Below are 25,629 nucleotides of genomic sequence, written 5' to 3' on the forward strand. Positions count from 1 at the left end.
ACACAAATGATTGATTATCTTATTATCGGGTCTGGTTTAGCCGGAATTTCTTTTGCTGAAGTGGCTCTCAAAAACAATAAAACCATTTTAGTCTTAGATGATGAGTCTCAGAATTCTTCTAGAATTGCTGGTGGGTTGTATAATCCTGTTATTTTAAAGCGTTTTAGCGAAGTTTGGAAAGCAGAGGAACAATTGGTAATAATGAACGATTTTTATCATCATATCGAAAAGAAATTAAACAAAAAGTTCAATTTTAAACTTCCTATCCTAAGAAAGTTTTTTTCTATCGAAGAGCAAAATAACTGGTTTGCCGCTTCTGATAAAGTAAATTTAGCTCCTTTTTTAGCAACAAAATTAATTTCCAAAAAATTTCAAGGCATTGATTCTCCGCATGATTACGGAGAAGTTTTGCATACAGGATATGTAGATACAGCTTTGCTATTAGATAGCTATAAACAATACTTACTGCTTAATAATTTGTTTTTGCAGGATTTTTTTGACAGTAGTTGTATTGAATTGTTAGATATGGGAATTCAATACAAAAATATCACGGCACGCCATATCATTTTTGCCGAAGGTTTTGGATTGCATAAGAATCCTTTTTTTAATTATTTACCTCTTGACGGTACAAAAGGAGAACTTTTTGTTATCAAAGCACCGGAATTAAAATTAGATGTTATCGTTAATACTAGTGTTTTTATTCTGCCTTTAGGGAATGACTTATTTAAAGTGGGCGCAACCTACAATTGGAAAGATAAAACAGATGTACCTACCGAAGAAGGAAAGCAGGAACTTATAGATCGTATCAAAGAAATTTTAATGTGTGATTTTGAGATCGTAAAACATTTTGCAGGAGTCCGTCCAACAGTAAAAGACAGGAGACCTCTCATTGGTACACATCACGATCATCAATCACTTCACATCCTTAACGGATTAGGAACGCGTGGGGTAATGCTCGGGCCTGCTATGGCAAAAGCTTTGTTTGAAAGTATTGAAAATAATGTTTCTTTAGACCCTGAAATTGATATCAGGAGATTTCATAAAAAATACAAGAAGAATGTTATTTATGACCCGCTTTAGGATCGTAAGAAACAAACATATTGATATAGATGTTTCTGGATAATCGTAAAATAAAAGGTAATAAAACAACCAAGGTTGCAATTATGGTCACAAATGCGTATCCGATACTAGCGCCAAAGAATACAAAAGATACAATAAAAGCGGCAACGCCTACAGCAACATTCAATCCGTAACTTACATACATTGCTCCATAAAAAAAGGAAGGTTCAATTTGATATTTAAAGCCACAATGGCTACAATTATCATTCATTTTGAGAACCTTAGTCAAATGAAGGGGGTTTTTGTCCGAATACATGCTCTCATTTTGACATTTTGGACAACTTCCTGTTAAAATACTATTTAGTTTGGATCCTTTTTTTAACATTTGCAAAAAATTTAATTTATCGTTATTTCGATAAAGCAAATTTACGATTTTCATTCTCTGTTTAAGGTATCTAAGCCTGAAACTTTAAACGTAAAAAAATAATTATAATGCTTAATATACATAATTTATCGGTTTCTTTTGGAGGTTCTTATTTGTTCGAAGAAGTAACTTTTCGTTTAGGTGCTGGTGATCGAGTTGGACTTGTTGGTAAAAATGGGGCAGGAAAGTCAACCATGCTAAAAATTTTGGCGGGTGATTTCAAACCAGATTCAGGACAAATAGCCACCGAAAAAGAAGTTCGAATGGGTTTCCTTCGTCAGGATATTGATTTTGAACAAGGAAGAACTGTTTTAGAAGAGGCGTACGAAGCGTTTACTGATATTAAGGTTGTTGAGAAAAAATTAGAACAAATCAATCATCAGTTGGTAACCAGAACCGATTATGAAAGTGAGGAGTACAGCCAGATTATAGAAGATTTGTCTGATTACACGCATCGTTTTGAGCTTTTAGGAGGATACAATTATGTGGGTGATACAGAGAAAATCCTTTTAGGATTAGGTTTTAAAAGAGAGGTTTTTAATAACCAAACCGAGACTTTTTCGGGAGGATGGAGAATGCGTATCGAGTTGGCAAAATTATTATTGCAGTCCAATGATGTGTTGTTGCTGGATGAGCCGACCAACCACTTAGATATCGAGAGTATCATCTGGTTAGAAGGTTTTCTTCGCAATTATCCTGGTGTTGTGGTGATTGTTTCGCACGATAAGATGTTTTTGGATAATGTGACCAATCGTACCATCGAAATTTCGTTAGGAAAAGCGTACGATTTCAACAAACCATATTCTCAATATTTGGAATTGCGTCATGAAATTCGCGAAAAACAATTGGCCACTCAAAAAAATCAGGCTAAGAAAATTGAGGAAACAGAAAAACTGATCGAGAAATTCCGTGCCAAAGCTTCAAAAGCTTCAATGGCACAATCCCTGATTAAAAAATTAGATAAAGTCGAGCGAATTGAAGTCGATGAAGACGACAATTCGGTAATGAATATCTCTTTTCCAGTTTCAAAAGAACCGGGCAGAGTAGTAGTAGAAGCAGAAAATGTAACCAAAGCCTATGGCGACAAAACCATCCTGAAAGACATCAATTTATTGGTAGAGCGCGGGAGTAAAATTGCTTTTGTCGGGCAAAATGGTCAGGGAAAATCAACTTTTATCAAAGCAATTGTTGACGAATTTGAATATCAGGGAAGCATCAAACTGGGGCATAATGTACAGTTAGGTTACTTTGCGCAAAATCAGGCAGAATATCTTGATGGCGAAATTACTTTGTTGCAAACCATGGAAGATGCTGCAATGGACACGAATCGCTCGAAAGTTCGCGACATGTTAGGATCATTTTTGTTCCGCGGAGACGACGTAGAGAAAAAAGTAAAGGTACTTTCGGGAGGCGAGCGCAATCGTTTGGCACTATGTAAGCTGCTTTTACAACCCATAAATGTTTTACTGATGGATGAGCCTACCAACCACTTAGATATCAAATCTAAGAACGTTTTAAAGGCCGCATTGCAAAAATTTGGAGGAACCCTATTGTTGGTTTCTCACGACAGGGATTTTCTTCAAGGGATGTCGAATATCGTTTACGAATTTAAAGATCAGAAAATCAAAGAATATTTGGGCGATATCAACTATTTCTTAGAACAACGCAACCTCGAGAACATGCGTGAAGTAGAGAAAAAAGACGTCGCAAAAGCAACGGGTCCCAAAGAAAGCAACAAAACTTCCTACGAAGATCAGAAAAAAGGAAAGTCGTTGCAAAACCGATTGAGTAAAATCGAAAGTCAAATCAAACAATTAGAAAAAGACATTCAGCACGACGATAAAATGTTAACTTCTAATTACAACAAACATATCGAGGATGCCTCATTTTTTAAGGCATACAACAAAAAGAAAGGAGATCTGGATCAATTGCTTCTCGACTGGGAAATCGTTCAGGAAGAAATAGATAATCTCAACGCATAATATTTTCAGGAGCTATTTCCAGCTTTTCATTTCAAGTCCTCACAAAAAAACCTGTATTTCTAATGTCGCAAAAAGAGCTTCTTTCAGTCGCTTTTTTACAACAAGAAATACAGGTTTTTTTGCTCCGGGCTTTCCTTTTCAATCTGGGCTAGGAAAGGCGTGTGCGAGTTTTTTTAGTTTCAAGTTTCAGGTTCCAAGTTCTAAGTTTCGTTTTTTAGAACCTTTCACAGATAACCTTTCACAAACAACATTTTACCTTTCACAAAAAAACCTTTCACAAAAAAAATTATTTAATAATTCCAATCGATTTTGAGTGCATAATCGCTTCACTACTTTCTTTAAAATAGCAAACTGAAATGTTTAGGCTTTCCAGATTTCTCATAATAACTTTAATAGCTTCCTTCTGGTATTTGCCAGTTTGCCTAATATAAACTGCTTTTACGGTCAAGGGAAAAATTTTGCAAGTTCGCTCATACAACATCGGATCATGTTGCGAGTCATCTCCCAACAAAATATATTTAAGATTGGGGTAAAATTCTAAAACATGCTTAATTTTTTCAAATTTATGATCGTGATTGCCTCTTCCGCTCATAAAAAAATCGGTGATGCCTCGCTTAATATCTTTCAACAAAATAACAGCTCTCGGCAACTGATGAATCTTGGTAAACTCTACAATAAACCGATACAAATTCCATTCGCTGCTCGAAATATAAAAAAAGGCATTTTGTTCATCTTGATTGTTTCTTCCGGCAGAGCTCAACGCTTGATAATAGGGGACAACATCTTTAAAAACCTTTCTGTCATTCACATTTTTAAACAAAAGAATGTAGATTTTTTTAAAAAAATTATGGGTGTGCGAAATCAAAAAAGTATCGTCTATGTCAGAGATAATCCCCAGATTTCCTTTGTGAGGCCTGATAAAACTTCCAGTCGAGCTAATTGTTTCCTCTTCATATTTCATACTCACTTCATATTCATTCCATCCAAACTGAGACTCATTTTCAATCGGGATGCAAAATTTAAAATGACCATCATCTAAGGTTTTAGTATGAATCTCTTGCCCGTCATAATGCAGATAAAGATCAAAGTTTTTAATCGTTTTTATCCTAAATTGATTGATGACCGAAGTAGCATTTTTAAAATTTTTCTTCTGAAAATCATAGCTGTAATCGGTTTTAAAAACATGTCCCATTACAATTAATTCTTGTCCATTAGCATAACCGCGATATAATTGTAAAATTGGTTTCATTAATTACGTACTTTTATAGAGATTGTAAATTAATTATTTTAATCGGTTTTAAACATAAAATTTTGAAAAAGAATATCATTTTTGTAGTAAATCCTATTTCCGGTGATCTGGATAAATCCGAATTGATCGAATCGGTAAACGAATTCGCTGTAACGCACAATTTCAACCTGATAGTGTATGAGACTACGGGAGAGCAGGATTTAGAAGAAATAAAAGCACTTTATGATCAATATCAACCTTCACGAATTGTAGTGGCTGGCGGTGACGGAACCATAAAAATGGTGGCTGAAGCCATGGAAGAACACGATGTAATTATTGGTGTTTTGCCCGCAGGTTCTGCCAATGGATTGTCTGTAGACCTGAATCTGCCTGTTACGATTGAAGAGAACTTAAAAATTGCTTTTCTACATCATTATATCGAAATAGATATGATTTGTATCAACGGCAAAAAAAGTATTCATTTGAGTGATCTTGGACTCAATGCCGATCTGGTTAAAAATTATGAAGAAAGCAATCTGCGCGGATTTTGGGGTTATGCTTTGCAGGCCTATACAACGCTTAAAGATGCTGCAGAACCTTTTCAGGCAACGATCGTTGCGAATAACGAAACAGTAGAGCATACTGCCAGAATGATTGTTATTGCCAATTCTCAAAAATATGGTACAGGCGTTATTATCAATCCGAATGGCGCAATGAATGATGGACAATTTGAGTTGGTTATTTTAAAAAGTCTGGATTTGCTTTTGCTGGGAAAAATCATAACAGGAAATATGCCAATCGACTCTGATGATATTGTAATTATCTCGACAAAACAGGCCACCATAAAAACAGATAATCCGGTCAATTTTCAAATTGATGGCGAATATTGTGGCGCACAAACCGATTTGGAAATCAATATTTTGCACAAACAGATGAAAATTGCAGTTCCTTAACAAACAAATTATTTAAAAGGATTTCGTTCCTGCCATTCTATTTTAGGTTCAAGATAATCGAATATTTTGCCCATCTTTTTATTAATAAAAGGGTTGCTGTGGGTAATTAAACCGTACATTTTGACAGGTTTTGCACCCACAGAACTTTTTATTTCTAATGCTGTTCTGGCAAAGACAATAGTTCTAAAACCTTGGTTGATAGAATAGGCGATCATGTCGTATAACATATTGAGGTACAGCATTTTTTCGCGCTGAATGCTTTCGTCATAACCTAAAAAATAGGTGTCCATATCGTTTCCGTTCTTGATGAGCGTATTAAAACCTATTAACTTTTCTTCAATAAAATAACCATAAAATAAGAACTTGTCTTTTAGTATTTCTTTAAAAGTTCTAAAATGATTTTTGGCTAGAAAAAAAGTGTTAAACGGAGCATTTTTGGCAACATGAAAATACAAATCATAAATAGTGTTTTCATGCTCAATTATTTCCTCCAACGACATTTTTCGTTTTTCTACTCCATCCGATTTTTTGCGGGCTCGTTTGTATTGGTCACGGTATTTTTTTGATAACGCCTCTATATAATCCTGCTCTGTATTCCAATTTTCATTAATTTCAAAAATCATATTGGGCTGAGTCGAGAAGATGTAATTATTTTTAAATTCATCTTTTAGCAAATCAATTTCAGCAGCAGAGAAATCCTTGATACTGGTAATATGTACTTTTTTACCTTGAGATTTAAAGTCTTTTTTTAAGAAATGAATAGCCTTATGAAGCACTTTTACGGCTTGTGGTTTATTGGCGGTTTCGGCTATAGAAAAAGCATTTTGGCCAGTTAACATATTGTTGCCAACGAACAAAACATGTGAAGCAAAGTTCTTGAAAGCAAAATTACGCACAGAAGTTTTGAGGCATTTATCACGTTCTCCAAAAGATTGTAATTTTTCTGAAAATAAAAATTGCGCCAAGGCAATTCCGATAAGATTTTCGTTTTCGAAAATACCAATAAAATGGCAAGTCATGTTTACAGGAGCCGATTTTTCAAGGACTTCCAGGTATTCCCGAGTCATAAAAATATTCCCTGAAGCCAGTAAATTCCAATCCAGAGGGAGTAATGCAGCGCTATTGTATATGTTAAAAGAGTAAGTTGTGCTCAAGAGGTTATGTATGCTAATTTCTTCAAAATTAGATAATATTTGCAAGAACTCATTTGATTTAAGTTATTATTAAGAAAAATCCGTTTGAGCATTGTTCTCAAACGGATTTCTACTGTTTTATTTTTATACTAAAGCACAAATAATTCCTCCCATTAGCGTTAGGCACACTATCCAGAATCCGGCATGGATGAGAATATATTTCCATGATTTTCTTTCAAACAAACCATTTATTCCAACAATTGGAAGTGCAAGAAACAGACCCGCCATGCATCCGTGAAGAGCGCCATGTTTAAAGGTACGAAAAGCCATTCCGTAATCTGCCATAAAAGCTGAAAAAGAAGGTTTGGCACCCTCAACCATCATTGGGCCGCCAATCATTCCGATAGCTCCAGATTGATGAACAGCCAATGAAATAATCGTCATCGCAATCATTAAGGAAAAAAGATACGTAAGCCCAAAAATCTTGAGCATGTTTCCTTTTTTAAGATCTTCCTCGGTAAAATTGTTTTCTCTCATCCAGATCGTTCCAAAAACTTTTGGATGATACCAAATAAATCCTACTACTAGTGTTACAATAGCAGCTAGGAACAGTGCAATAAAGTTAATTTCCATAAAATCAGGTTTTTATAATTAGTTATTCAAATTTAATAAAAAAAGCGTTGTAATTGTGTGTTTTATTAAATAGTAAAAAGGTTACAAAAAAAAACACTTACTGTATATGTCTCACCAATTATATTTTTTAGTTTAGAAAATGAATCTTAAAGCATTATTCAAAATTGATAATGTGAAGTAATACATATTATTTTTAGCCAAAGCAATTCATCAAATGTTAGAAGAAAGTCTGCAAAATCACTTGATTAATTGAGTTTTTTTATTTTTTAAAGTAAGGCCGTTTGCATTAGATATTAAAAAATAATATAATTTTACGTTCTCTATTTTAACAGTTTGCTTTTTTTTAATAACTTTAAGGTAGAATTTATCGAAAATAGAAGTAGAGATTTTAAAATTTAATGTATTAATATTTTTAATAACAATAGTATGGTAGTACAGTATCAAGGCGAGCAACATGGCAAACCGACAAAATTTACGATAAGAATCATTGGGAATAATCTTTCCAAAAGCAGTTCAAATTATCAAATAGACTTGTTAATAGGCGACAAGCAATTACCAACATTTTCGACGTCAATTCATCAGAGTTTGTCCAATTGCTTAAAGGAAATCTACTTATTTAGTAAATACAACGGAATCAAATTTGATGCTTCGTCAGAAAAAGTGGCGCCAAAATTAGTTCCGTATGATCAGGTTTTATTCAACTACAATAAATACGCATTGTTTATGGCGTAAATTACTGTTTTTATAGAAAAAGAAAGGCTACTCGATCTCGGGTAGCCTTTCTTTTTTATGATTTATGGATCTTCATTGCTTACTTTCTGAAATATTTGACAACCATATTTTCTATTCTGGATGATCTGCGAATAGCTTAAAAAAAAACACTCCTCTTTATTTTGTTTTTATGTAGAAATAGTTCTACGTAGAACGCTTGTGCGTCCTACACTTTTTTGATTTCGATGAAATTACTTTTGTAGGATATTTTTTTTCTAATTAAGATTTTTTAATTGATTTGATTATTAATCTGAGTATATAAAAAATCCTCTGATTTCATCTTACGATTATCAATTCTATTAGGTTAAAACTAATAGAATTATATAGGTCTAAAATTAAAGTCAAAAGCAACACAATATGAAAGTCAAAATTACTTTACTTATACTATCTTTTTTAGGATGTGTAAATGTTAACGCGCAATCTTTCCTGATTAGTTTTCCCAATCATTCAGTTGCACCCACACAGAATCCACAAAATTTAACAGTTTGTAATTCATCTTCCTTACTACAAGTTCGACTTGATGTTGCAACTACAGCTACTACTGGTGCTAATGTGACCCTTCAGTTGCCAGTAGGTATTGAATATGTCTCGGGCAGTATTTTGAAAAGCGATGGAAGTTTAGGACTGACTATTGCAGAAAATGGAGGTACAGCAAATGCGCCAAAATTTATTGTAGGACCAAATGCATTGACTACGGGAGATTATATTGTTTTTACCATAGAAAAAAAAGCAACTTGTGCTGCAAGAACAACTGCATTATCAGGAACTATATTTAAAGATGTAGTGACTGCTACAATTGCGGGCGAGACACCGAGTATAGGTACTTCCCCTGCTTATCAGGTTTTCTATCCTGTATTTAGTTTTACGCAACCTGCAACACAAATTAATGCTGTTATAGGTCAAACTTATTCCAGATCTTTTACAATTACGAATGGTGGTAACGGGTGTACAAAAGAAGTAAATTTTACTATTGATTATCCTTCCGGCGGAATAAAACAAACAAGTTTAACTCTGGGAGGTGTTGCAATAACGCCAGTGTCTACTATCGGTACAACCTCTTTTTATAAAATAAATGCAACTGAATTGCCTAGCGGTGATTTTTGTTTTGGTGAGACATTGATTTTTACAGAAACGTATGTTGTGAAAACATGTGATGCAGTTACCAATTATGCTACAGGATGGGGTTGCGGTTCTGCTGCGGCCGACTGGTGTCAAACGGCAACAGGCAGTGTTGGTATTACGATGGTTTCGGGCGTGTCAAATTACGATCAGTTTACGGTTTCTAAAGTAGGTTATGTAAATGACTGTACGCCGTTTTCGTTTAAAATTGTTTATAAAAATTCTGGAACCGGTAATCCTATCGCTGCAGCAATGTATAATGCTGCTTTTGAGATTGGGCAGGGTGTAGAGGATGGATCCCAATTGCAGGCAATGAATTTTCAAAGCTTAAATTTAAATGCAGCTGTACTCAATGGAAATAGTGTACCACATACTGGCGGAACAGGAACCAGTATTTATCGTATGAATCTTAAAGATTTATTCACTTCAGATCCTGATGGAGTGGGAGTTGGTATTGATGATCTTGACGGTGATGGTTTTTATGATGATTTACCAGCTGGTGCTTCCATAACATTTGATATTGCAGCTTTAGTGAATTGTAATGCAACATGCAATATTAGCCGTTCGTTGTACTACGGTTTTTGTGGTACAATTTTATATAATACAATATGTGGTAGTACAGTAGTTACCAGTAATTTTATTAGAGATTCGCACTACGAAAAAGATAGAGATAGTGCTTTATCAACTTTTTTTGGAGAAAACTTACAAACTGCGGATAATAGTTATGCGCCTTCAAATGTATATTGCGGAGTACCTTTTCGTATGCGATTTTCTGTGAATTGGTATTCGATGGATCCTATTAATTATAATGCTAATCAGAAATGGGTTTACAAAATCACACTGCCAGCGGGAGTTCGCGTTTCTGGCACTGGTAACCCACAATGGAATAATGGGAAAGACATCAATAGCACTGCTTTTTTAACACCAACAGTAACGCAAATGGGTAATGTAGTGACAGTCGTTTCGCCCGATGTTTTGCCCGGAATGGTTTATATAGACTTGATTGTCGATTGTAATAACTCTTGTGGTTCGTCATTAATAATACCGTATCATTTTGAATATGTTAATGATACTACAGTGGCCTGTAATTGCAATAGCGCTGTGTTTTGCGATAGCTACACTGTAAAAAATGTTGTTTGTCCTGATTCATGCACTGTTGGAGGAGCAAATATTAAAAGTATAAAAGTAGAACGAGCGGATAATTCTTTAGGATGGACAGATAATACATTGTCTACTCATCAGGTAAGAAGTGCTATTTCTACCTACGATCTATCAAAAGCTTTATATCTTGATCAAATTGATATTACGGCTACTGGTGTTCAGAATGGTATTGCCGCTACGAATTTATTTCTTTATACAGCAATTAATAAGTACGGAGGTAATGGAGATAAACTAACTCCTTTAAGTATCGATGTAATCATTAAAAGAGCAGGAGTAACTGTTGCTACAGGAACAAGTTCTGTGTTTACAACTATAGGAACTACCACTACAGGAGTTTTGCCTTTGTACGGTATTCAGGCTATACGATGGAATTTAACTGCAACGCTGCCACAAGGCGGATTATTAGCAGGTGATACCTACGAAACAGTTGCTCATTATACGGTTTCAACAAATGCTTTACCAAGTAATGATGTGCAAACTGGAAATGCTATTTATTTCTATAATTTAGACACTAACAATAATGAAATTTCATGTGGCAGTAGAGTTCCGGAACTTTATCTTGTTGGGACCATCTTTAATTTGAACCCTTACTCGCAAAATGTTACAAATGCGTGCGGAATTGCTTCTTCTCAAAGTACTATTTACAGGCAATATGCGCCTTCGGGAAACTTTTATAAAAATGAAATTCGTCCCGGACTTATTATTACGGCCTATACAGTAACACTTCCTGCTGGTTATACTATGGTCGGATTTAGAAATGCTCAGGATGGATCACCTTATTTAACACCAACTTCTGTAACAGGGAATCAATATCGATATGAACTTCCAGTTGTAGTAAATGATCTACGCCCTTCATTCAACTATCAGTCGTATTATGCAGATATGTCGCCAACTTGTGCAACAGCTTCTTCAGAAAATTATACTATTGCAGCAGAATTTCAAGATTTTAATTATCATTATAAAGATTTGAGTTCATCAAATCCAGATGCCAAATCGGAAACTTTTACGGTGACTGTTCCTTATAATACAGCAACAAAACCAGCAGTTACCTTCACAAATCAAACGGGGACATTACAAGTATCAAAACCAACAGAAAGTTTTACAGTTCGTTTAGCTAACATGGGTACAACGACAGCACCATATACTTGGATGTCAATTCCTAATGTGTCAGGCGTTACCATTACTCAGGTGGTCGATTTGACTACTAATACAGCTTTAACCCCAATAAATTATTCAGGAGGAACATGGTATAAATTAAGTACGGCAGGTTTGGCAACGGCTGCGACTAATAATTATCGTATAGACTTTAATTATACAACTTGCGTTCCCACAACGATCAACGTTGATGCAGGTTGGAATTGTACTTCTTTTCCAACAGACCCGACCGAGTACACTTGTGATCGCAATACAATTGCTTTACCATTTATTCCACAGACTGCCGAGATACAAATTATAAATATCCAGCAACCTACGACACCAATAAATTTATGTACATCTATACCATTTGAGTATAGGATGAATTCCGCAGGTGCAGGAAATACGGTAAATAATAAATTTGTTATCGATTTACCGGTTGGAATGTCATATGAAAGTGGTTCTATCCAAGCAGAATATCCGGCTGGTTCAGGTAACTGGAAACCAGTTGTTTTTAAAACGGCAGGTACCCGAACCACAGTAGATTTAAGTTCTTATCCGGATTATCCTGCTGAAGGTTTACCGGGCACATTGAATGACGGAGGAAATAGTAATTTACGATTGATAGGAATGCGTTTTTCACTAAATACCAATTGTGATTTCGTGGCGGGTTCAAACATAAATATTTTTGCTAATGCAAATGGTTCCTGCGGTGTGCCTTACACAGACGATGGGGTAGGTTCTGCCTCATTACCAATAAATGCAATTGGAGTGGTTCCGGATTATTTGGTGGTGAGTAATTTGGCACTGGCTTCCGGATCCTTTAATAATTGTAGCAGTCCTTTGGTTTTTAATGCAACACACACAATAGTGTCATCGATGGCAACAGGTTCAACAGGTTCAGCCCGTATTATTTTACCTCCTGGTTATGGATATGTCACCGGCTCTTATGTCTGCAATACTTCGTCTCACTGCGCGACATTAAAAGGTGTTTTTATCAACGTAGCTGGTCAGAGTTATATAGATTTAGCTATCCCTGCCGGAATGACCTCTGGTAATACATTTAATTATTCATTTGCTATCGAAAAAATTGGTTCTGTAGCTTGTTCTAATTATAGGGTATTATTACAGACAATTGATAAAGTTGCAGATGTAGGCTGTAGTTCATCTCCAGGAGGAGTTTGTTCTAATATTGCCATACAAACGGGAAGTGCCTCGTATGAATATACAATTTCGAATCCCACATTTGCCATTACAAGTTTTAAAGGAACTTATAATGCAGACAATTACTCAGGTTCAATTACCATTAACAATACAAGTACAAACAATCAAACCAATGATATTCCTCTTAAAATAGGGTTTTATTGTGCCGATGTATCAGGAAATCCAACCGGATCGTTATTGGCTACTTATACAATGACAAATTCAATTGCGACAGGTGCAACCGTAACAGAGAATTATACGTTTTCTGTAGCAAGCGCTTGCGGACATGGAAAAATAATAGCTGTTATTTCTACAGATAATAATTGTATTTGTGAAACGGTTTCGAAAACATCAGATCCGTTACCTATTGCTACTAACGATTCATATTGTTATGAGCAAGGAGCAATTTCAACAACACTAAATGTAGTATCGAATGATACGACAGGAAAAAGTATAATTCCATCTACAGTTAACTTGGTTGTACCTCCGGATGCAACAGGAATTGTTATGGATAGTGATGGAGATAGTATTAGTATGACCATTGATTCTGAAGGGACTTGGAGTGTGAATGAAACTTCAGGAGAAATAACCTTTACACCCTTATCCAATACAATATTAAATCCAACAGCAATACAATATAACGCTCGAGATTCAGCAGGAAATGTTTCTAATAACGCAACAGTGGTTGCCAAAGCAGCTTTGAAACAGGTTGGGAGCATAGCCTCTTCTTGTAATGCAAATGGTTCTGGATATACATTAAATCTGGCAGTAAGTGGTACGGCACCTTATCTAGTCACCGGGACTGGTGCGCCAGGTACATGGTCAGGAAACAATTGGACTTCAAGTACAATTACCGCTGGAACTAATTATAATGTGAGTATTCAAGATGCTAATGCCTGCAATAGTGTTGTGGTTTCAGGAACAGTACCAGTTTGCTGTACATTCAAAGTTACTAATCCAACATTTGCATCAACAACTATTTCATGTTATGAGCAACTGCCAGCGGCCAAATCATTAACTAAACTTGAATTCGAGGCTTTAGGAAACGCTGATGGAGTGATAGGAAACTCATCTTGTGGTGTAATTGTAATTACAGCTTCTAATGCGCCCAATCCTGGTTGTGACGGAAATGTAATCCGAACTTACACGGTAACAGAATACGCAGACACCAACAATAACAAGGTGAGGGATGCAGATGAGGATATGATTTTAAATACGGTTGATTTCATCCAGACATTTACAATCCAGAGCTCAGATTTTGTGCTTCCGCCTCATCAAAGTGCTACGGTCGAATGTGCTTCCGATATCGTAGCGCCTACAGTTCCAATGGTAAAGGATTATTGTGGAAATGTTTTAACCCCAAGTATGCCAATTGTTTCTGCAACACCATCATGCGAAGGCGAAGTGACGTATACCTATACATTTACAGATTGTAGTGGGCATACTCGTAATTGGGTTTACACGTATACAATTGATGATACGGTAGCTCCAACAGGAACAGCTCCTGCGGATCTGGCGGTACAATGTATTGCTGAAATCCCTACAGCAGATGTAAATTTGATTACAGATGTAGCTGATAATTGTAATGGAGGTGTTACGGTAACGGTTTCAGATTCAAATAATGGCGGATCTGGCGGAATTAATGATCCATACATCATAAAAAGGACCTATACCTTAAAAGACTGCAGTGGATTAGTTACCAATCTAATACAAACCATAACTGTTAAAAATACTGGCACTACAACAATACCCGTTTTAGCGGATGTATTACTTGAAGGATGTAGCGGAACTCCAGTAGCACCAATAATTAATAAGGGTTGCACAGGAACCATAACAGGAACTACTACAACTGTTTTTCCAATTAGGCAGGAAGGAACCACTGTGGTTACATGGGTTTTTGATGATGGTGACGGAAACGTGATCACAGCAAATCAAAATGTGATGATTAATAATTCGATTACAGCTCCAATTAGTGGAGGTGATCAAATAGAGTGTGCTTTAAAAGACATACAAACCTTAACTGCTGCAGCTATCGTACCTGTTGGAAAACAAATAGTTTGGTATGACTCTGCTGTTGCTGGAAGTATCGTCGCTTCACCAATATTAAATTCAGTTGGATCAGTTACTTATTATGCAGAAACTGTTGATGTGGCTTCAGGATGTAACAGTTTGGTAAGAACTCCAATAACGCTTACACTAAATAATTGCTCCATTGGATTGATTAAAAAAGTAGTTTTTGATGATAATAATAAGGATGGTTATGCGCAAGTAGGAGAAACGGTGAGTTATCTTTTTGAAATTACAAATTTTGGTGATGTTCCGCTAACAAATGTAAGCGTAACAGATAGTAAGGATGGTTTAATTCTAACGGGAGATCCAATTAATTTGGGAGTGGCAGAAACGAATACGACTGAATTTAAAGGAATTTACAAACTGACACAAGCCGATATTAACCTGGGCAAAGTGATAAATCAGGCGACTGTCAAGGGAACAACTCCTTTTAATACAATGGTCACGGATATATCAGATGACAGCTCTCTTTCAGAAGACAAACCCACAGTACTGGATATTACAAAATGTGTAATCAAAGTTTCTAATGCAATTTCGCCTAATGAAGATGGTCTAAACGATGCTTTTTACATTGGTGGTCTTGAATGTTATCCTGATAATACGGTAGAAATTTATAATCGTTGGGGAGTTTTGGTATTTGAAAGAGACCGTTATAATAATGTAGATCGAGTATTTAAAGGAATCTCCGAAGGTCGGGCTACGATAAGTCAGTCTAGCGGATTACCTGCCGGAACCTATTTTTATATCATAAAATATAAAGATGTAAATAACGGCGCAACACAAGAGAAATCTGGCTATTTGTACTTAACCCGATAAAATTAATTTCTTGGGGATTATTCTACCGGGACTATAAAACTAAAACACATGAGAACAAGAATAATAGTATGGATAGTGATTTTTGCATCAATCAGCAGTTATGCTCAGCAAGACGCTCAGTTTACACAATATATGTACAATACTATCAGCGTAAATCCTGCTTATGCCGGTTCAAGAGGCGCTATGAGCATTTTCGGATTGTATCGTACCCAGTGGATTGGGCTTGATGGAGCTCCGGAAACAAGCAGTTTTTCATTAAATACTCCATTAAACAATACCAATTTAGGATTAGGTGTTTCGTTGTTGAGCGATAAAATAGGTCCAACAAATGAGACTGGCTTATCAGTAGATTTGTCATACACAGTACCTACTTCAGAGACTTTCAAACTTTCATTTGGTATCAAGGGAACAGCGAATTTATTCAACTTAGATATTGATAAACTAAATCCTGAAGATCAAGGGGATCCACAGTTTCAGGGCTTAAATTCTAAAATTTCACCTAATATCGGAGTGGGTGTCTATTGGCATTCAGACAAAGCTTATGTGGGATTGTCTATTCCAAATTTTATCGAAACCAATAGATACAGCGACAATGATGTTGCTATTTATAAAGATAAAATAAATTATTATTTCATTGCAGGTTATGTAATTGATATCGACCCTTCCATAAAATTCAAACCAGCTCTATTAACTAAAATGGTCAAAGGAGCTCCTTTACAAGTAGATCTCTCGGGTAATTTTATGTTTAATGACAAATTTGTGGTTGGGCTTGCATATCGATGGAGTGCAGCAGTAAGTGTCTTGGCCGGATTTCAAATTACAGATGGTTTGTATATAGGCTATGGATATGATCATGAAACCACCAGTTTAAGAAGATTTAATTCAGGGTCGCATGAAATATTTCTGCGTTTTGAATTCCTCAATAAATACAGTCGAATAACTTCACCTAGATTCTTTTAATACTCCGATTATGAAAATTAAAAAATTACTTTGTACCGTTTTTTTAGTGCTTTTTACGATCAAAGGAGTTGCACAAAAAGAGCGTATAGCTAATGCTGATAAAAATTACGATAAATACGCTTATATCGATGCGATTACCATTTATGAAAAGGTAGCAGATAAAGGCTATAAAGATGAAAAAATGTTTCAAAGATTAGGTAATGCCTATTATTTTAATGGAGCATTATCAAAAGCCAAAAAATGGTATGAAGCTTTGTTTGAGATGAATGATCAGCAGGAACCAGAATATTACTATCGATACGCGCAAACACTAAAATCGGTGAATGATTATAGTAAAGCAGACCAGATCATGGATAAGTTTTATAAAAAAGCAGGGAGTGATCAGAGAGGTGTTTTATATAATAAAAACACCAACTATCGGGAGCAGATAAAAGCAAATTCGGGAAGATTTGAAGTGGCGGATGCAGGAATCAATTCAATATATTCAGATTATGGGGCTGCATTTTTAAACAATAAAGTAGTATTTACTTCCGCTAGAGATACGGGAGGCATTGGCAAAAGAGTATTCAAATGGACCAATCAATCGTTTACCAATTTATATGCAGTCGAATGGAAGACAGACGGTAGTCCGGAAGAGGCGAGGAGATTTGAAAAAAGTATAAATTCGAAGTTTAACGAATCCAGTGCGATTTTTACACAGGATGGTAAAACAATGTATTTTACTAGAAACAATTTTTTAGACGGAAAGAAAGGGAAAAACAGCAAGAAAATTACGCTGTTAAAATTATATAAAGCGACTCTTATTGACGGAAAATGGAGTAATGTAATGGAGCTGCCTTTTAATAGTGACGAATATAGTGTGGCGCATCCGGCTTTAAGCTCAGATGAAAAGACATTATATTTTGCTTCGGATATGCCGGGAGGTTTTGGCCAGTCAGATTTGTACAATGTTTCTATTAATTCTGATGGTAGTTTTGGTGTACCAAAAAATTTAGGACAAGTAATAAATACTGAGGGACGCGAAACATTTCCTTTTGTATCTGGAGACAACGAATTGTATTTTGCTAGTGATGGTCAGCCAGGATTAGGCGGGCTGGATATATTTGTAACGACAATTAATACTGATGCTTCTTTGGGTAGCATAGAAAACATTGGGGAACCGGTAAACAGTAAAGATGATGATTTTGGATATGTGTTAAACATCAAAAGCAGAAGTGGTTTTTTTTCTTCAAACAGAGAGGGCGGACTTGGTTATGATGATATTTATCGATTTACTGAGACCAGAAAATTAAAATGCGATCAAACTATATCGGGCACTATCCGTGATTTGGATAGCCAAATAGTACTGGAAAATGTCAAAGTAAACTTGCTTGATGATCAGTTTAAAATAATAGGGGAAGTCATAACAGGAATTGACGGAACTTATCGATTTACCGTAGATTGTGGAAAAAAATATGCTGTAAGAGCCGCAAAAGATGATTATGAAACTAAAGAAACCACTGTAACGATTAAGCAGGAATCGGGTACGACAAGTTTGGACATTCTACTTGAGAAAAGGATTAAACCCGTTACCATTGATACAGATTTGGCCAAAACAATGGATATTTCTTCTATTTATTTTGACTTAGACAAAGCAACAATAACCCAAAAAGCAGCCTTTGAACTAGAGAAAATCTATGAGGTAATGGTGCAATACCCAGAAATGAGAGTCGATGTTCGTTCGCATACTGACAGCCGTCAAACGGCCAAGTACAATCTAGAACTATCAGAAAGAAGGGCTCAGTCTACGATTGCATGGCTTGTAAAAAAAGGCATTGCTCCAGCTCGCTTAACAGGTAGAGGATATGGTGAGAGCCAGCTTATAAACCAATGTTTAGACAATGTATCTTGTACCGAAGCAGAACATCAGGCCAATAGACGAAGCGAATTTATAATTGTCTCGATAAAATAATAAAGCCAATTGCAATTTTAGTAAAAGCCGCAAAGAAACTTTGCGGCTTTTAGCTTTTAGTCGTATTAGTAGTTTTTCTTTCGTCAATAAACTTTGATACCATACTTTAGAAGTTTTTTAGGTAAGTGGTCATCAAGATTTGAAATATCGCTGTCGTTGAGTTCTATTAATTTGAAATCGTATTTTTTATAGATTTCAAGTTTTACTTTTTTTCTTTCAGCATATTTCGGGTCGTTTTCCATTCCCCAAAATTCTATATATACATTTTCTGTAGGTATGAAAAAGTCAGAATATAAATCCTCTTCGATTGGTAGTTTTCTTTCGTATGCGTGAGCTAATTTATAATCATATAAAGCATTGTCAATAATTACTTCTGCTCTTGAACGAACCATGTGACCGTCTTTAGTCCTTAGAGTTGCTGGAAATTTTTCTCTAAAATTGTCACTGTTTGTTATTGTAACTTCTTTAATTATCTGTGGTGTTGGTTGTTCAATAATAGCAACGTCCTTAAAAACAAAGGCCAGATTTTTGTTTGTCAAAATATTATCAGGCCACAAAACGTATGTCCCTCCTGAAGTTTCGTGTTCAAATTGTCTACCACCTAAACCTTTACCTAGTTTTGTTATTTGCCAACCAGAAATATCTTTTTCAATCCAACCAAGTTCAGAAAATATCAAATTAAGGCGTTGAGATGAAATATCGAAGTGCTTGCCGATTGTAGTCGCATTAAGAAATTTTGGTTTATCATTTTGTTGTCCATTGTCGATAGAAATATTCTCTGGCCAAACGATGTATTCCCCAAATTTCGGATTGTTTCGTGTCTGCCCACCTTTTTGTTCTCCAATATCAGTAAGAGTCCACTTGTCATTTTTTCGCTCTATCCAACCGAGCGTTTTTAGTTTGTCGAACAAGTCGCTTGATTTGATATCAAGTTCGTTTGCAAGAGAAGATGTCGAAATATATTCCATACAGTTTTGTTGTCGTTGTGTCGTCTTTTAAAATGCCCTATAACGTCATACTTTGAAAAAACTAAAATTACCCTCTTGAGAATCTCATATTTGAGTTTTTTCTTTGATAGTCCTCTGAATACTTTCTAAATTTAAATTAGTTTTTATAAAGCCTAACGTTCTGTTACTACAGAGTGTCTGGAACTAAATTAAGCCCATTCTTCGGATTTGCCAAATCTTCCAAATACAAAACCATATTTAAATTAAGACTGATGCCCAAATTGCTTGTAGCGTATGTTGTGTGACGTTTTTTTATTTTCAGTTATTTTTTCAATTATATTCAAAACGTATTTTTCCTTTTTAAAGAATGAAGCATAAAATTGTGGATTGCAAATAATACGTTCTATTTCTTTATTTTCTTTTCCGTTTAGATAATAATAAATTTCAATTAAACGTAGTTTTTGATAATGATTGAATTCAATATTTTTTATTGATATTTCGACAAAGTTTTGAAATTCAGTTTTGTCTAATATTTTTATATTTTTTAGTAAATCTAATTTATCTACAATTTTTATAATTTTTTGAATGTAAATTTTAGATGGTAATTCATCACTAATTTTTTCTCTGTAATTTCTTTTTATAACTCTTAATTCACGAAGAATTTCGATTTCATTTTCTGTTATTAAATTATCGTTTTTGAGTTCTTCCAAAAGTGATAAATAAGAAAAATTGAAGTACCCTTTTTCTGCACTTTTTAAAATTAAATAATTCCTAATCCCTATGTATAAACAATCACAAAACCATCCGAAACCTTTATTAAAGTTTGGAACAAACTTTAATATTTCAAAATAATTTTTGTTGTCTTGGAATTGTTTTAAATCTGGTTTTTTGGATTTATGATTTCTTAAAATAAAATTGAATTTGTTATTTAAGTCAATAATAGTTTTTGACTCTTTAACTAAATGATCTATAAATAAACTACCATTTTCAGACATAAATTTCAATTTAGAATATGTATACACTGAGACAGAAAAGCCTTGGTTTTCATATTCTATTCTTAATTTTTTCAATTCATTGTATGTTTCTGCAACAATAAGAATGTCTTTATCACTGTATTTATCGAAATTTTCTCTTGTTGATGAACCATATATTGCTACGCTATAATTTTTCATTTTACAAATCGATTTAAAATTATTGTTATTAATGCACTTAAAAGAATGAAACCACAAAGGTTTTGAATTGTTAGCCAAACCATTCCTTCATTTGAAGTTGCTTGAAATTGTGAATCTACTAATTTAGTAGTTGCGTCTAAAGTATAATAGATGTTTGATGATACATTTGCGCTGTCTTTACAAAAGACATTTATTGTTAAATCTTTTTTTTCTAATTCATAACTTTTCCAATTAGATTGATTTATGAAAAAGAAAGAAATAAATACTACAGCAAAAGTTAATGCAAAGTTTCTCAATCTCAACCCATAACCAAATGTGTATCTGAAAGACCATCTGAAAGGATAATTCAAAATGAATTTCCAAAATGAAATGGGATATGGTTTTTTATTCCAAAATTTGTTAAGTGTTAATTTGTCTTCCCATTTTTTAAAATGATATTCAGATAATCTACTAAATTTTGATTGTCCTGCATCATTTGAATTATTCAATAATTGTTGAAATAGATGAACACCAATATTTGCATTATCTATTTTTTTTATACAGTTTGAAAAACTTTCTGGATTTACATAAGTATTTCTTATTAGAATTTTATGTGTGTTCGAATTAATAAAATTACAATTGTGAAATTCACAATTCACAATCTCACAACCAATAAATAAACAATCTTCAAATTTACAATTGATAAATATTACTTCATCTAATTTAGTTTTACTGAAGCTAACATTCTGAAACGAAGTGTCTTTAATTTTTAACTTAGGGTGTTCTGAGTTAGGTGCTAAATTAGCTGGTTCATAAAGTATATTAATTAATGACTTGCTAATTTTCAGCAAATCATCAAATTCAATCTGTGTTTTAATAATCCTATATGGCTCATTTAATTTAAAGAAGTTTGTAAGCATATATTCCGTTTATTTTTTTGATTGATCTCTTTTTTATGCAGATTTGGCAAAATGACGCCTAACTTGTATTTACCCGAAACAAACATTCGCCAATCTACCCTAATTAAGGTGTATATACGAAGTTTTGTTTCGTTTAGAGTATGTTTCCGTTTTAATAATAAAGCAACACAGTTACCTCATTACTTACAAAACAAATATAACAATTCTGGCATCATCATCTCTGAGATAAACCATAATGGATGATTATTTATTTGGAGACAATTATACCACTAAATAAAAAGTGGGCAGCAGGTATTTATACCTGTTTTGATGAAGTGTTTCGGTTTTGTGATGAAGTTTTTGGATCTTTTGCTATAGTTTTTAGGTTTTATCATGAAGTTTTTGGGTTGTTTACCTAAACGTTTAGGTGCAGCACCCAAAACTTTAGGTCGGGAACCTAAAACTTTGGCCTCAGCACCTAAACACTTCATGATGGAACCCAAACGTTTGGGTCTACAACCTAAATTTTGGGGTTTCGAACCCCGCTGTTGAGGTTCGGAACCCCAAATTTGACGTTCCGAACGTCAAATTTGGCACCCAAGGACGTCAAATTTGACGTCGGGAACCCCATTTTTGACGTCTGGAACCCCATCGATGGGGTTCCAGACGTCAAAAATGGGCCTCAGGACGCCATCGATGGGGCTTGGAACCCCAAACGACCTGTTTTTTGACCTCCGTCTGTATTTTTGATTAGTATATTCATTATTTAAATGAAGTGTTTCGTATAATAAAAAATCCTCAGTCGTTTTTTTCTGACTGAGGATTGGTAAAACTATTTTTTATTGCCGGTTACTTTAATTCGAATTACAGTAAGATTACCATATTTTTCGACATCTTCTTTTGACCATTCATATTCCTTCCCTTTAGGTCTTTTATCAAAATTCCAGTCTAAAGGTTCTTTTATATATACAAATAGTCCAATTGTAGTTCCGTCCAATGGCTTTTTATTTAATTCTTCTCTGCTTTGGAAACGGAAAGAAAAATAAGATGGAGAATCTATTGTGCCCATTACCAATTTTATTTCGGGCTTTATTTCTTTCAACAAATCTTTCAAAGGTTGATTGATGAACTGCAGCTCATTTGCTTTTAATTTATAGGTGTCCTCAGGTATTTGAACCATTTGCTGTGCTTTGCAGCTGGTGCTAATCAAAAATAGAAATGCGGCTATTATTTTAATTGTATTTTTCATTTTCGTTTATTTATTAGTTACATGGAACGGCAGTATATCTTACTGAACCGTCAGGATTTGTTGATGCCTGGATCTTAACACCCGCTCCCAAAGAGTTCTCACGCAAGCTATGCAAATGTTTACTGACTTCGCACCCACAATCTCAATTAAATATTATTTTGTAAATCTACATAAATAATAAAAGCTCCAGATTTCTCTGAAGTTTTGTTTTAGTCATGTTATGCATCTCAATACCGAATCAATGTATTAAAGATTTTTATATGATTATTGTATGCGCCTCTTAATGATTGGTAGAAAAAAATAGAACACTTATTACCTATATCTAACCCGATTGGGTGGCTTTGTTTGGTTTGTCGGGCATATAAAAAAGTGAGGAGTGATCTTATCTAGAGTGATAGATAAAAAGAACGCTTTCATCACTATAACAATAGAGTAGATAAACTTTAGAATTAAAAACTGAATTCGTATATTGTTCTGCTAAAATTTGATATGCCAAGGATATACATTTTAAAATATCTGCTTTCAAACGTTTTTCAGTTCATTTTAATACAAATCATTTAGATTATGAGAAATTCATTAATGCTCTTCATTGCATTCTTAGCTTTTACAGCGTGCTCAAAACATGAAGGAAAAAAAAATAGTGCTATCACAGGAATAGATTCTACGTTGCGGCCTAGTGATGATTTTTTTAAATATGTAAATGGCAAATGGTATGATTCTGTAGCAATACCTGCCTCTCAAGCCGGAGTTGGTGCGTATATGTTTATGAATTACCCACAACGAATGCGCCTGCAAGGAATATTAGACAGTATTTCGCAAAGCAAGAATCCAGAGGGGAGTATAGCACAAAAGGTAGGAGACTTTTATGCATCTGGTATGGATACTGTAACCATTGACAAACGCGGTTATACACCTATTAAACCCTTACTTGCCAAAATTGAAGCCATTAGCGATTTACCTTCTTTAATGAACTTTGTAGTGAATGAAGTAAAAGTGAATAACCCTTCTATGATAGGTTTTGGAGTGTCGCCCGATGAAAAAAATAGCAGTATGAACATTGCCCAAATCTATCAAACGGGTATTGGTTTACCTGATAGAGACTATTACTTCAAATCAGATTCATCAACTGTTGCGATACAGGAAGCGTACAAAAAATACCTTACGACATTATTTCAACAAACAGGCAGCAATGCCATAGAGGCTAAAAAGAATGCTAATTTGGTTTACGATATTGACAAACAACTCGCCGTTTCGCATAGAACAAAAGTTGCACTTCGGGATGTGCAGGCAAATTATAATAAAATGGCTGTGACAGATCTTGTAAAAAGACATCCCAACATAGACTGGAATACTTTTTTAAATAAGTTAGGTGCTAAAACCGATTTTATTAATGTAGGCCAGCCTGCCTATTATGATGCTCTTAATAAGCTTTTGAAAACCATCCCTATTAGTAATTGGAAAATTTACCTGAAAGCAAATTCTCTAGAAAGATATGCAGATGATTTAAGTAAGTCTTTTGTAGATGCCTCATTTGAGTATACCAAAGTGCTTTCTGGTCAAGCTGTTCAAAAATCACGTGGCGAAAAAATGGCTAATGTCGTTGACAATTACTTAGGCGAAGCGTTGGGTCAATTGTATGTAAAGAAATATTTTTCAGAAGATGCCAAAAAACGTATGTTAATCCTCGTGAATAATTTGCAAAAAGCGTATGCCAAGAGAATTGATAAATTGGAATGGATGAGTCAAAGTACCAAACAAAAAGCAAAAGAGAAATTGGCAGCCATGACTAAGAAAATAGGATATCCAGACAAATGGAAAGACTATAGCAGTGTTCAGATAGCTAGAGATACCTATTTTGAGAATATGGTTTCGGCGGCTACAGCTGCATATCAATTTGAATTGGCAAAATTGGACAAACCAGTCGATAAATCAGAATGGTATACAACGGTTCCAACCGTTACGGCATATAATAATCCTACTGCCAATGAAATTGTGTTTCCAGCAGGTATTTTACAACCTCCATACTTTGATAATAATGCAGATGATGCACTTAATTATGGAGGTATCGGAATGGTTATAGGTCACGAAATAACCCATACCTTTGATGATCAGGGTGCTCAATATGACAAGGATGGCAACATAAAAAACTGGTGGACAAAAGAGGATTATGCACAGTTTAAGTCAAGAATACAACAGGTAATCAATTTGTACAGCACATACACTGTTTTAGGCGATCTGCACATTAATGGTGCAATGACAGTTGGCGAGAATACGGCAGATATTGCCGGAATAGCAGTTGCCTATGATGCTTTTAAAATGACCGAACAAGGAAAAGGAAATACAAAAATTGACGGTTTTACTCCAGACCAACGCTTTTTTATTTCCATAGCCAAAATATGGAGAGTAAAAATGAAAGACGAGTTTCTGCGTTTATGGATTAACAATAATCCACATTCTCCACCAAATTGGCGTGTTAATGGTCCGCTGATGAATACTACACCTTTTTACGAAGCATTTAATGTACAAGCTCAAGATAAAATGTTTTTACCGAAGAAAGACAGAATAACAATTTGGTAATACGCTGGTTTTTATAAGTGTTACTATCAAAAAATGCGCAAAGTTTCCTGTAAACTTTGCGCATTTTTTTTGGTTGCTTTAGAAATTGTGAATTATATAAAAGCCTCCTAATTTTTTACATATGAACTGTATAAAAGTAAATGATATTGGAAAATGAGAAGTAAAATAATTTCTTTTTATTCAATGTAGAGATGGAGATTTGTAATTTT

At 34.7% G+C, this 25,629-nt stretch carries 16 protein-coding genes; 8 read left to right on the forward strand and 8 right to left on the reverse strand.

Going from position 1 to position 25,629, the window contains the following annotated elements:
• Positions 1-6 precede the first annotated feature (6 nt).
• On the forward strand, positions 7-1,080 hold the full coding sequence (locus J3495_RS01390) for an NAD(P)/FAD-dependent oxidoreductase (protein WP_210664768.1): 1,074 nt from the start codon (positions 7-9) through the stop codon (positions 1,078-1,080).
• Here the strand turns inward: J3495_RS01390 and J3495_RS01395 are convergent.
• On the reverse strand, positions 1,061-1,444 hold the full coding sequence (locus J3495_RS01395; protein ID WP_210664769.1) for a DUF983 domain-containing protein: 384 nt from the start codon (positions 1,442-1,444) through the stop codon (positions 1,061-1,063). The genes J3495_RS01390 and J3495_RS01395 overlap by 20 nt on opposite strands.
• Before the next feature lie 107 nt (positions 1,445-1,551).
• Between J3495_RS01395 and J3495_RS01400 the strand changes: the two genes are divergently transcribed.
• Entirely contained in the window at positions 1,552-3,465 is a 1,914-nt protein-coding gene (locus tag J3495_RS01400; RefSeq protein WP_210664770.1) for an ABC-F family ATP-binding cassette domain-containing protein, read from the forward strand.
• A 286-nt stretch (positions 3,466-3,751) separates the two neighbouring features.
• Here J3495_RS01400 and J3495_RS01405 read toward each other — a convergent pair whose 3' ends face one another.
• Positions 3,752-4,714: an App1 family protein gene (locus tag J3495_RS01405; RefSeq protein ID WP_210664771.1), complete on the reverse strand. Its 963-nt coding sequence runs from the start codon at positions 4,712-4,714 to the stop codon at positions 3,752-3,754.
• Between the two features lie 62 nt (positions 4,715-4,776).
• Here J3495_RS01405 and J3495_RS01410 point away from each other — a divergent pair, with 62 nt between their 5' ends.
• On the forward strand, positions 4,777-5,646 hold the full coding sequence (locus J3495_RS01410) for a diacylglycerol/lipid kinase family protein (protein WP_210664772.1): 870 nt from the start codon (positions 4,777-4,779) through the stop codon (positions 5,644-5,646).
• Between the two features lie 8 nt (positions 5,647-5,654).
• Here the strand turns inward: J3495_RS01410 and J3495_RS01415 are convergent, their stop codons facing one another.
• Together J3495_RS01415 and J3495_RS01420 are read right to left on the reverse strand one after the other, a co-directional pair.
• Positions 5,655-6,800, reverse strand: coding sequence for a peptidogalycan biosysnthesis protein (locus tag J3495_RS01415; protein WP_210664773.1), 1,146 nt, complete (start codon positions 6,798-6,800; stop codon positions 5,655-5,657).
• A 123-nt stretch (positions 6,801-6,923) separates the two neighbouring features.
• The gene (locus tag J3495_RS01420) at positions 6,924-7,412 is read right to left on the reverse strand and encodes a DUF1761 domain-containing protein (protein WP_210664774.1); all 489 of its coding nucleotides are present in this window, start codon (positions 7,410-7,412) and stop codon (positions 6,924-6,926) included.
• 426 nt (positions 7,413-7,838) lie between these two features.
• On the opposite strand from J3495_RS01420, the gene J3495_RS01425 reads away from it, so the two are divergent.
• From J3495_RS01425 to J3495_RS01440, 4 genes are all read left to right on the forward strand, one after another.
• Entirely contained in the window at positions 7,839-8,144 is a 306-nt protein-coding gene (locus J3495_RS01425; RefSeq protein ID WP_210664775.1) for a hypothetical protein, read from the forward strand.
• 396 nt (positions 8,145-8,540) lie between these two features.
• Positions 8,541-15,686, forward strand: a complete 7,146-nt coding sequence (locus tag J3495_RS01430; protein WP_210664776.1) for an HYR-like domain-containing protein — start codon at positions 8,541-8,543, stop codon at positions 15,684-15,686.
• 48 nt (positions 15,687-15,734) lie between these two features.
• Positions 15,735-16,646 (forward strand): PorP/SprF family type IX secretion system membrane protein, encoded by a 912-nt coding sequence (locus tag J3495_RS01435; RefSeq protein WP_210664777.1) that lies wholly within the window; start codon positions 15,735-15,737, stop codon positions 16,644-16,646.
• Between the two features lie 10 nt (positions 16,647-16,656).
• A complete protein-coding gene (locus J3495_RS01440) occupies positions 16,657-18,597 on the forward strand; it encodes an OmpA family protein (RefSeq protein WP_210664778.1) in 1,941 nt (646 codons plus the stop codon).
• 83 nt (positions 18,598-18,680) lie between these two features.
• Here the strand turns inward: J3495_RS01440 and J3495_RS01445 are convergent, their stop codons facing one another.
• The 4 genes from J3495_RS01445 to J3495_RS01460 all read right to left on the reverse strand — a co-directional run bounded on the left by J3495_RS01445 (position 18,681) and on the right by J3495_RS01460 (position 22,843).
• Positions 18,681-19,565, reverse strand: coding sequence for a hypothetical protein (locus J3495_RS01445; RefSeq protein WP_236025369.1), 885 nt, complete (start codon positions 19,563-19,565; stop codon positions 18,681-18,683).
• 242 nt (positions 19,566-19,807) lie between these two features.
• Complete coding sequence (locus tag J3495_RS01450) at positions 19,808-20,716, reverse strand: nucleotidyltransferase domain-containing protein (protein WP_210664779.1); 909 nt, start codon at positions 20,714-20,716, stop codon at positions 19,808-19,810.
• Positions 20,713-21,615 carry a pentapeptide repeat-containing protein gene (locus J3495_RS01455; RefSeq protein WP_210664780.1) on the reverse strand — a complete coding sequence of 301 codons (903 nt, stop codon included), beginning with the start codon at positions 21,613-21,615 and terminating at the stop codon, positions 20,713-20,715. Before J3495_RS01455 ends, J3495_RS01450 begins: the two co-directional genes overlap by 4 nt.
• Before the next feature lie 811 nt (positions 21,616-22,426).
• Positions 22,427-22,843 (reverse strand): hypothetical protein, encoded by a 417-nt coding sequence (locus J3495_RS01460; RefSeq protein WP_210664781.1) that lies wholly within the window; start codon positions 22,841-22,843, stop codon positions 22,427-22,429.
• Positions 22,844-23,407: 564 nt separating this feature from the next.
• Between J3495_RS01460 and J3495_RS01465 the strand changes: the two genes are divergently transcribed.
• Positions 23,408-25,420, forward strand: a complete 2,013-nt coding sequence (locus tag J3495_RS01465) for a M13 family metallopeptidase (RefSeq protein WP_210664782.1) — start codon at positions 23,408-23,410, stop codon at positions 25,418-25,420.
• Positions 25,421-25,629: the final 209 nt, after the last annotated feature.

It is taken from the genome of Flavobacterium geliluteum (assembly GCF_017948595.1).
Classification (GTDB): Bacteria; Bacteroidota; Bacteroidia; order Flavobacteriales; family Flavobacteriaceae; genus Flavobacterium; species Flavobacterium flavipigmentatum.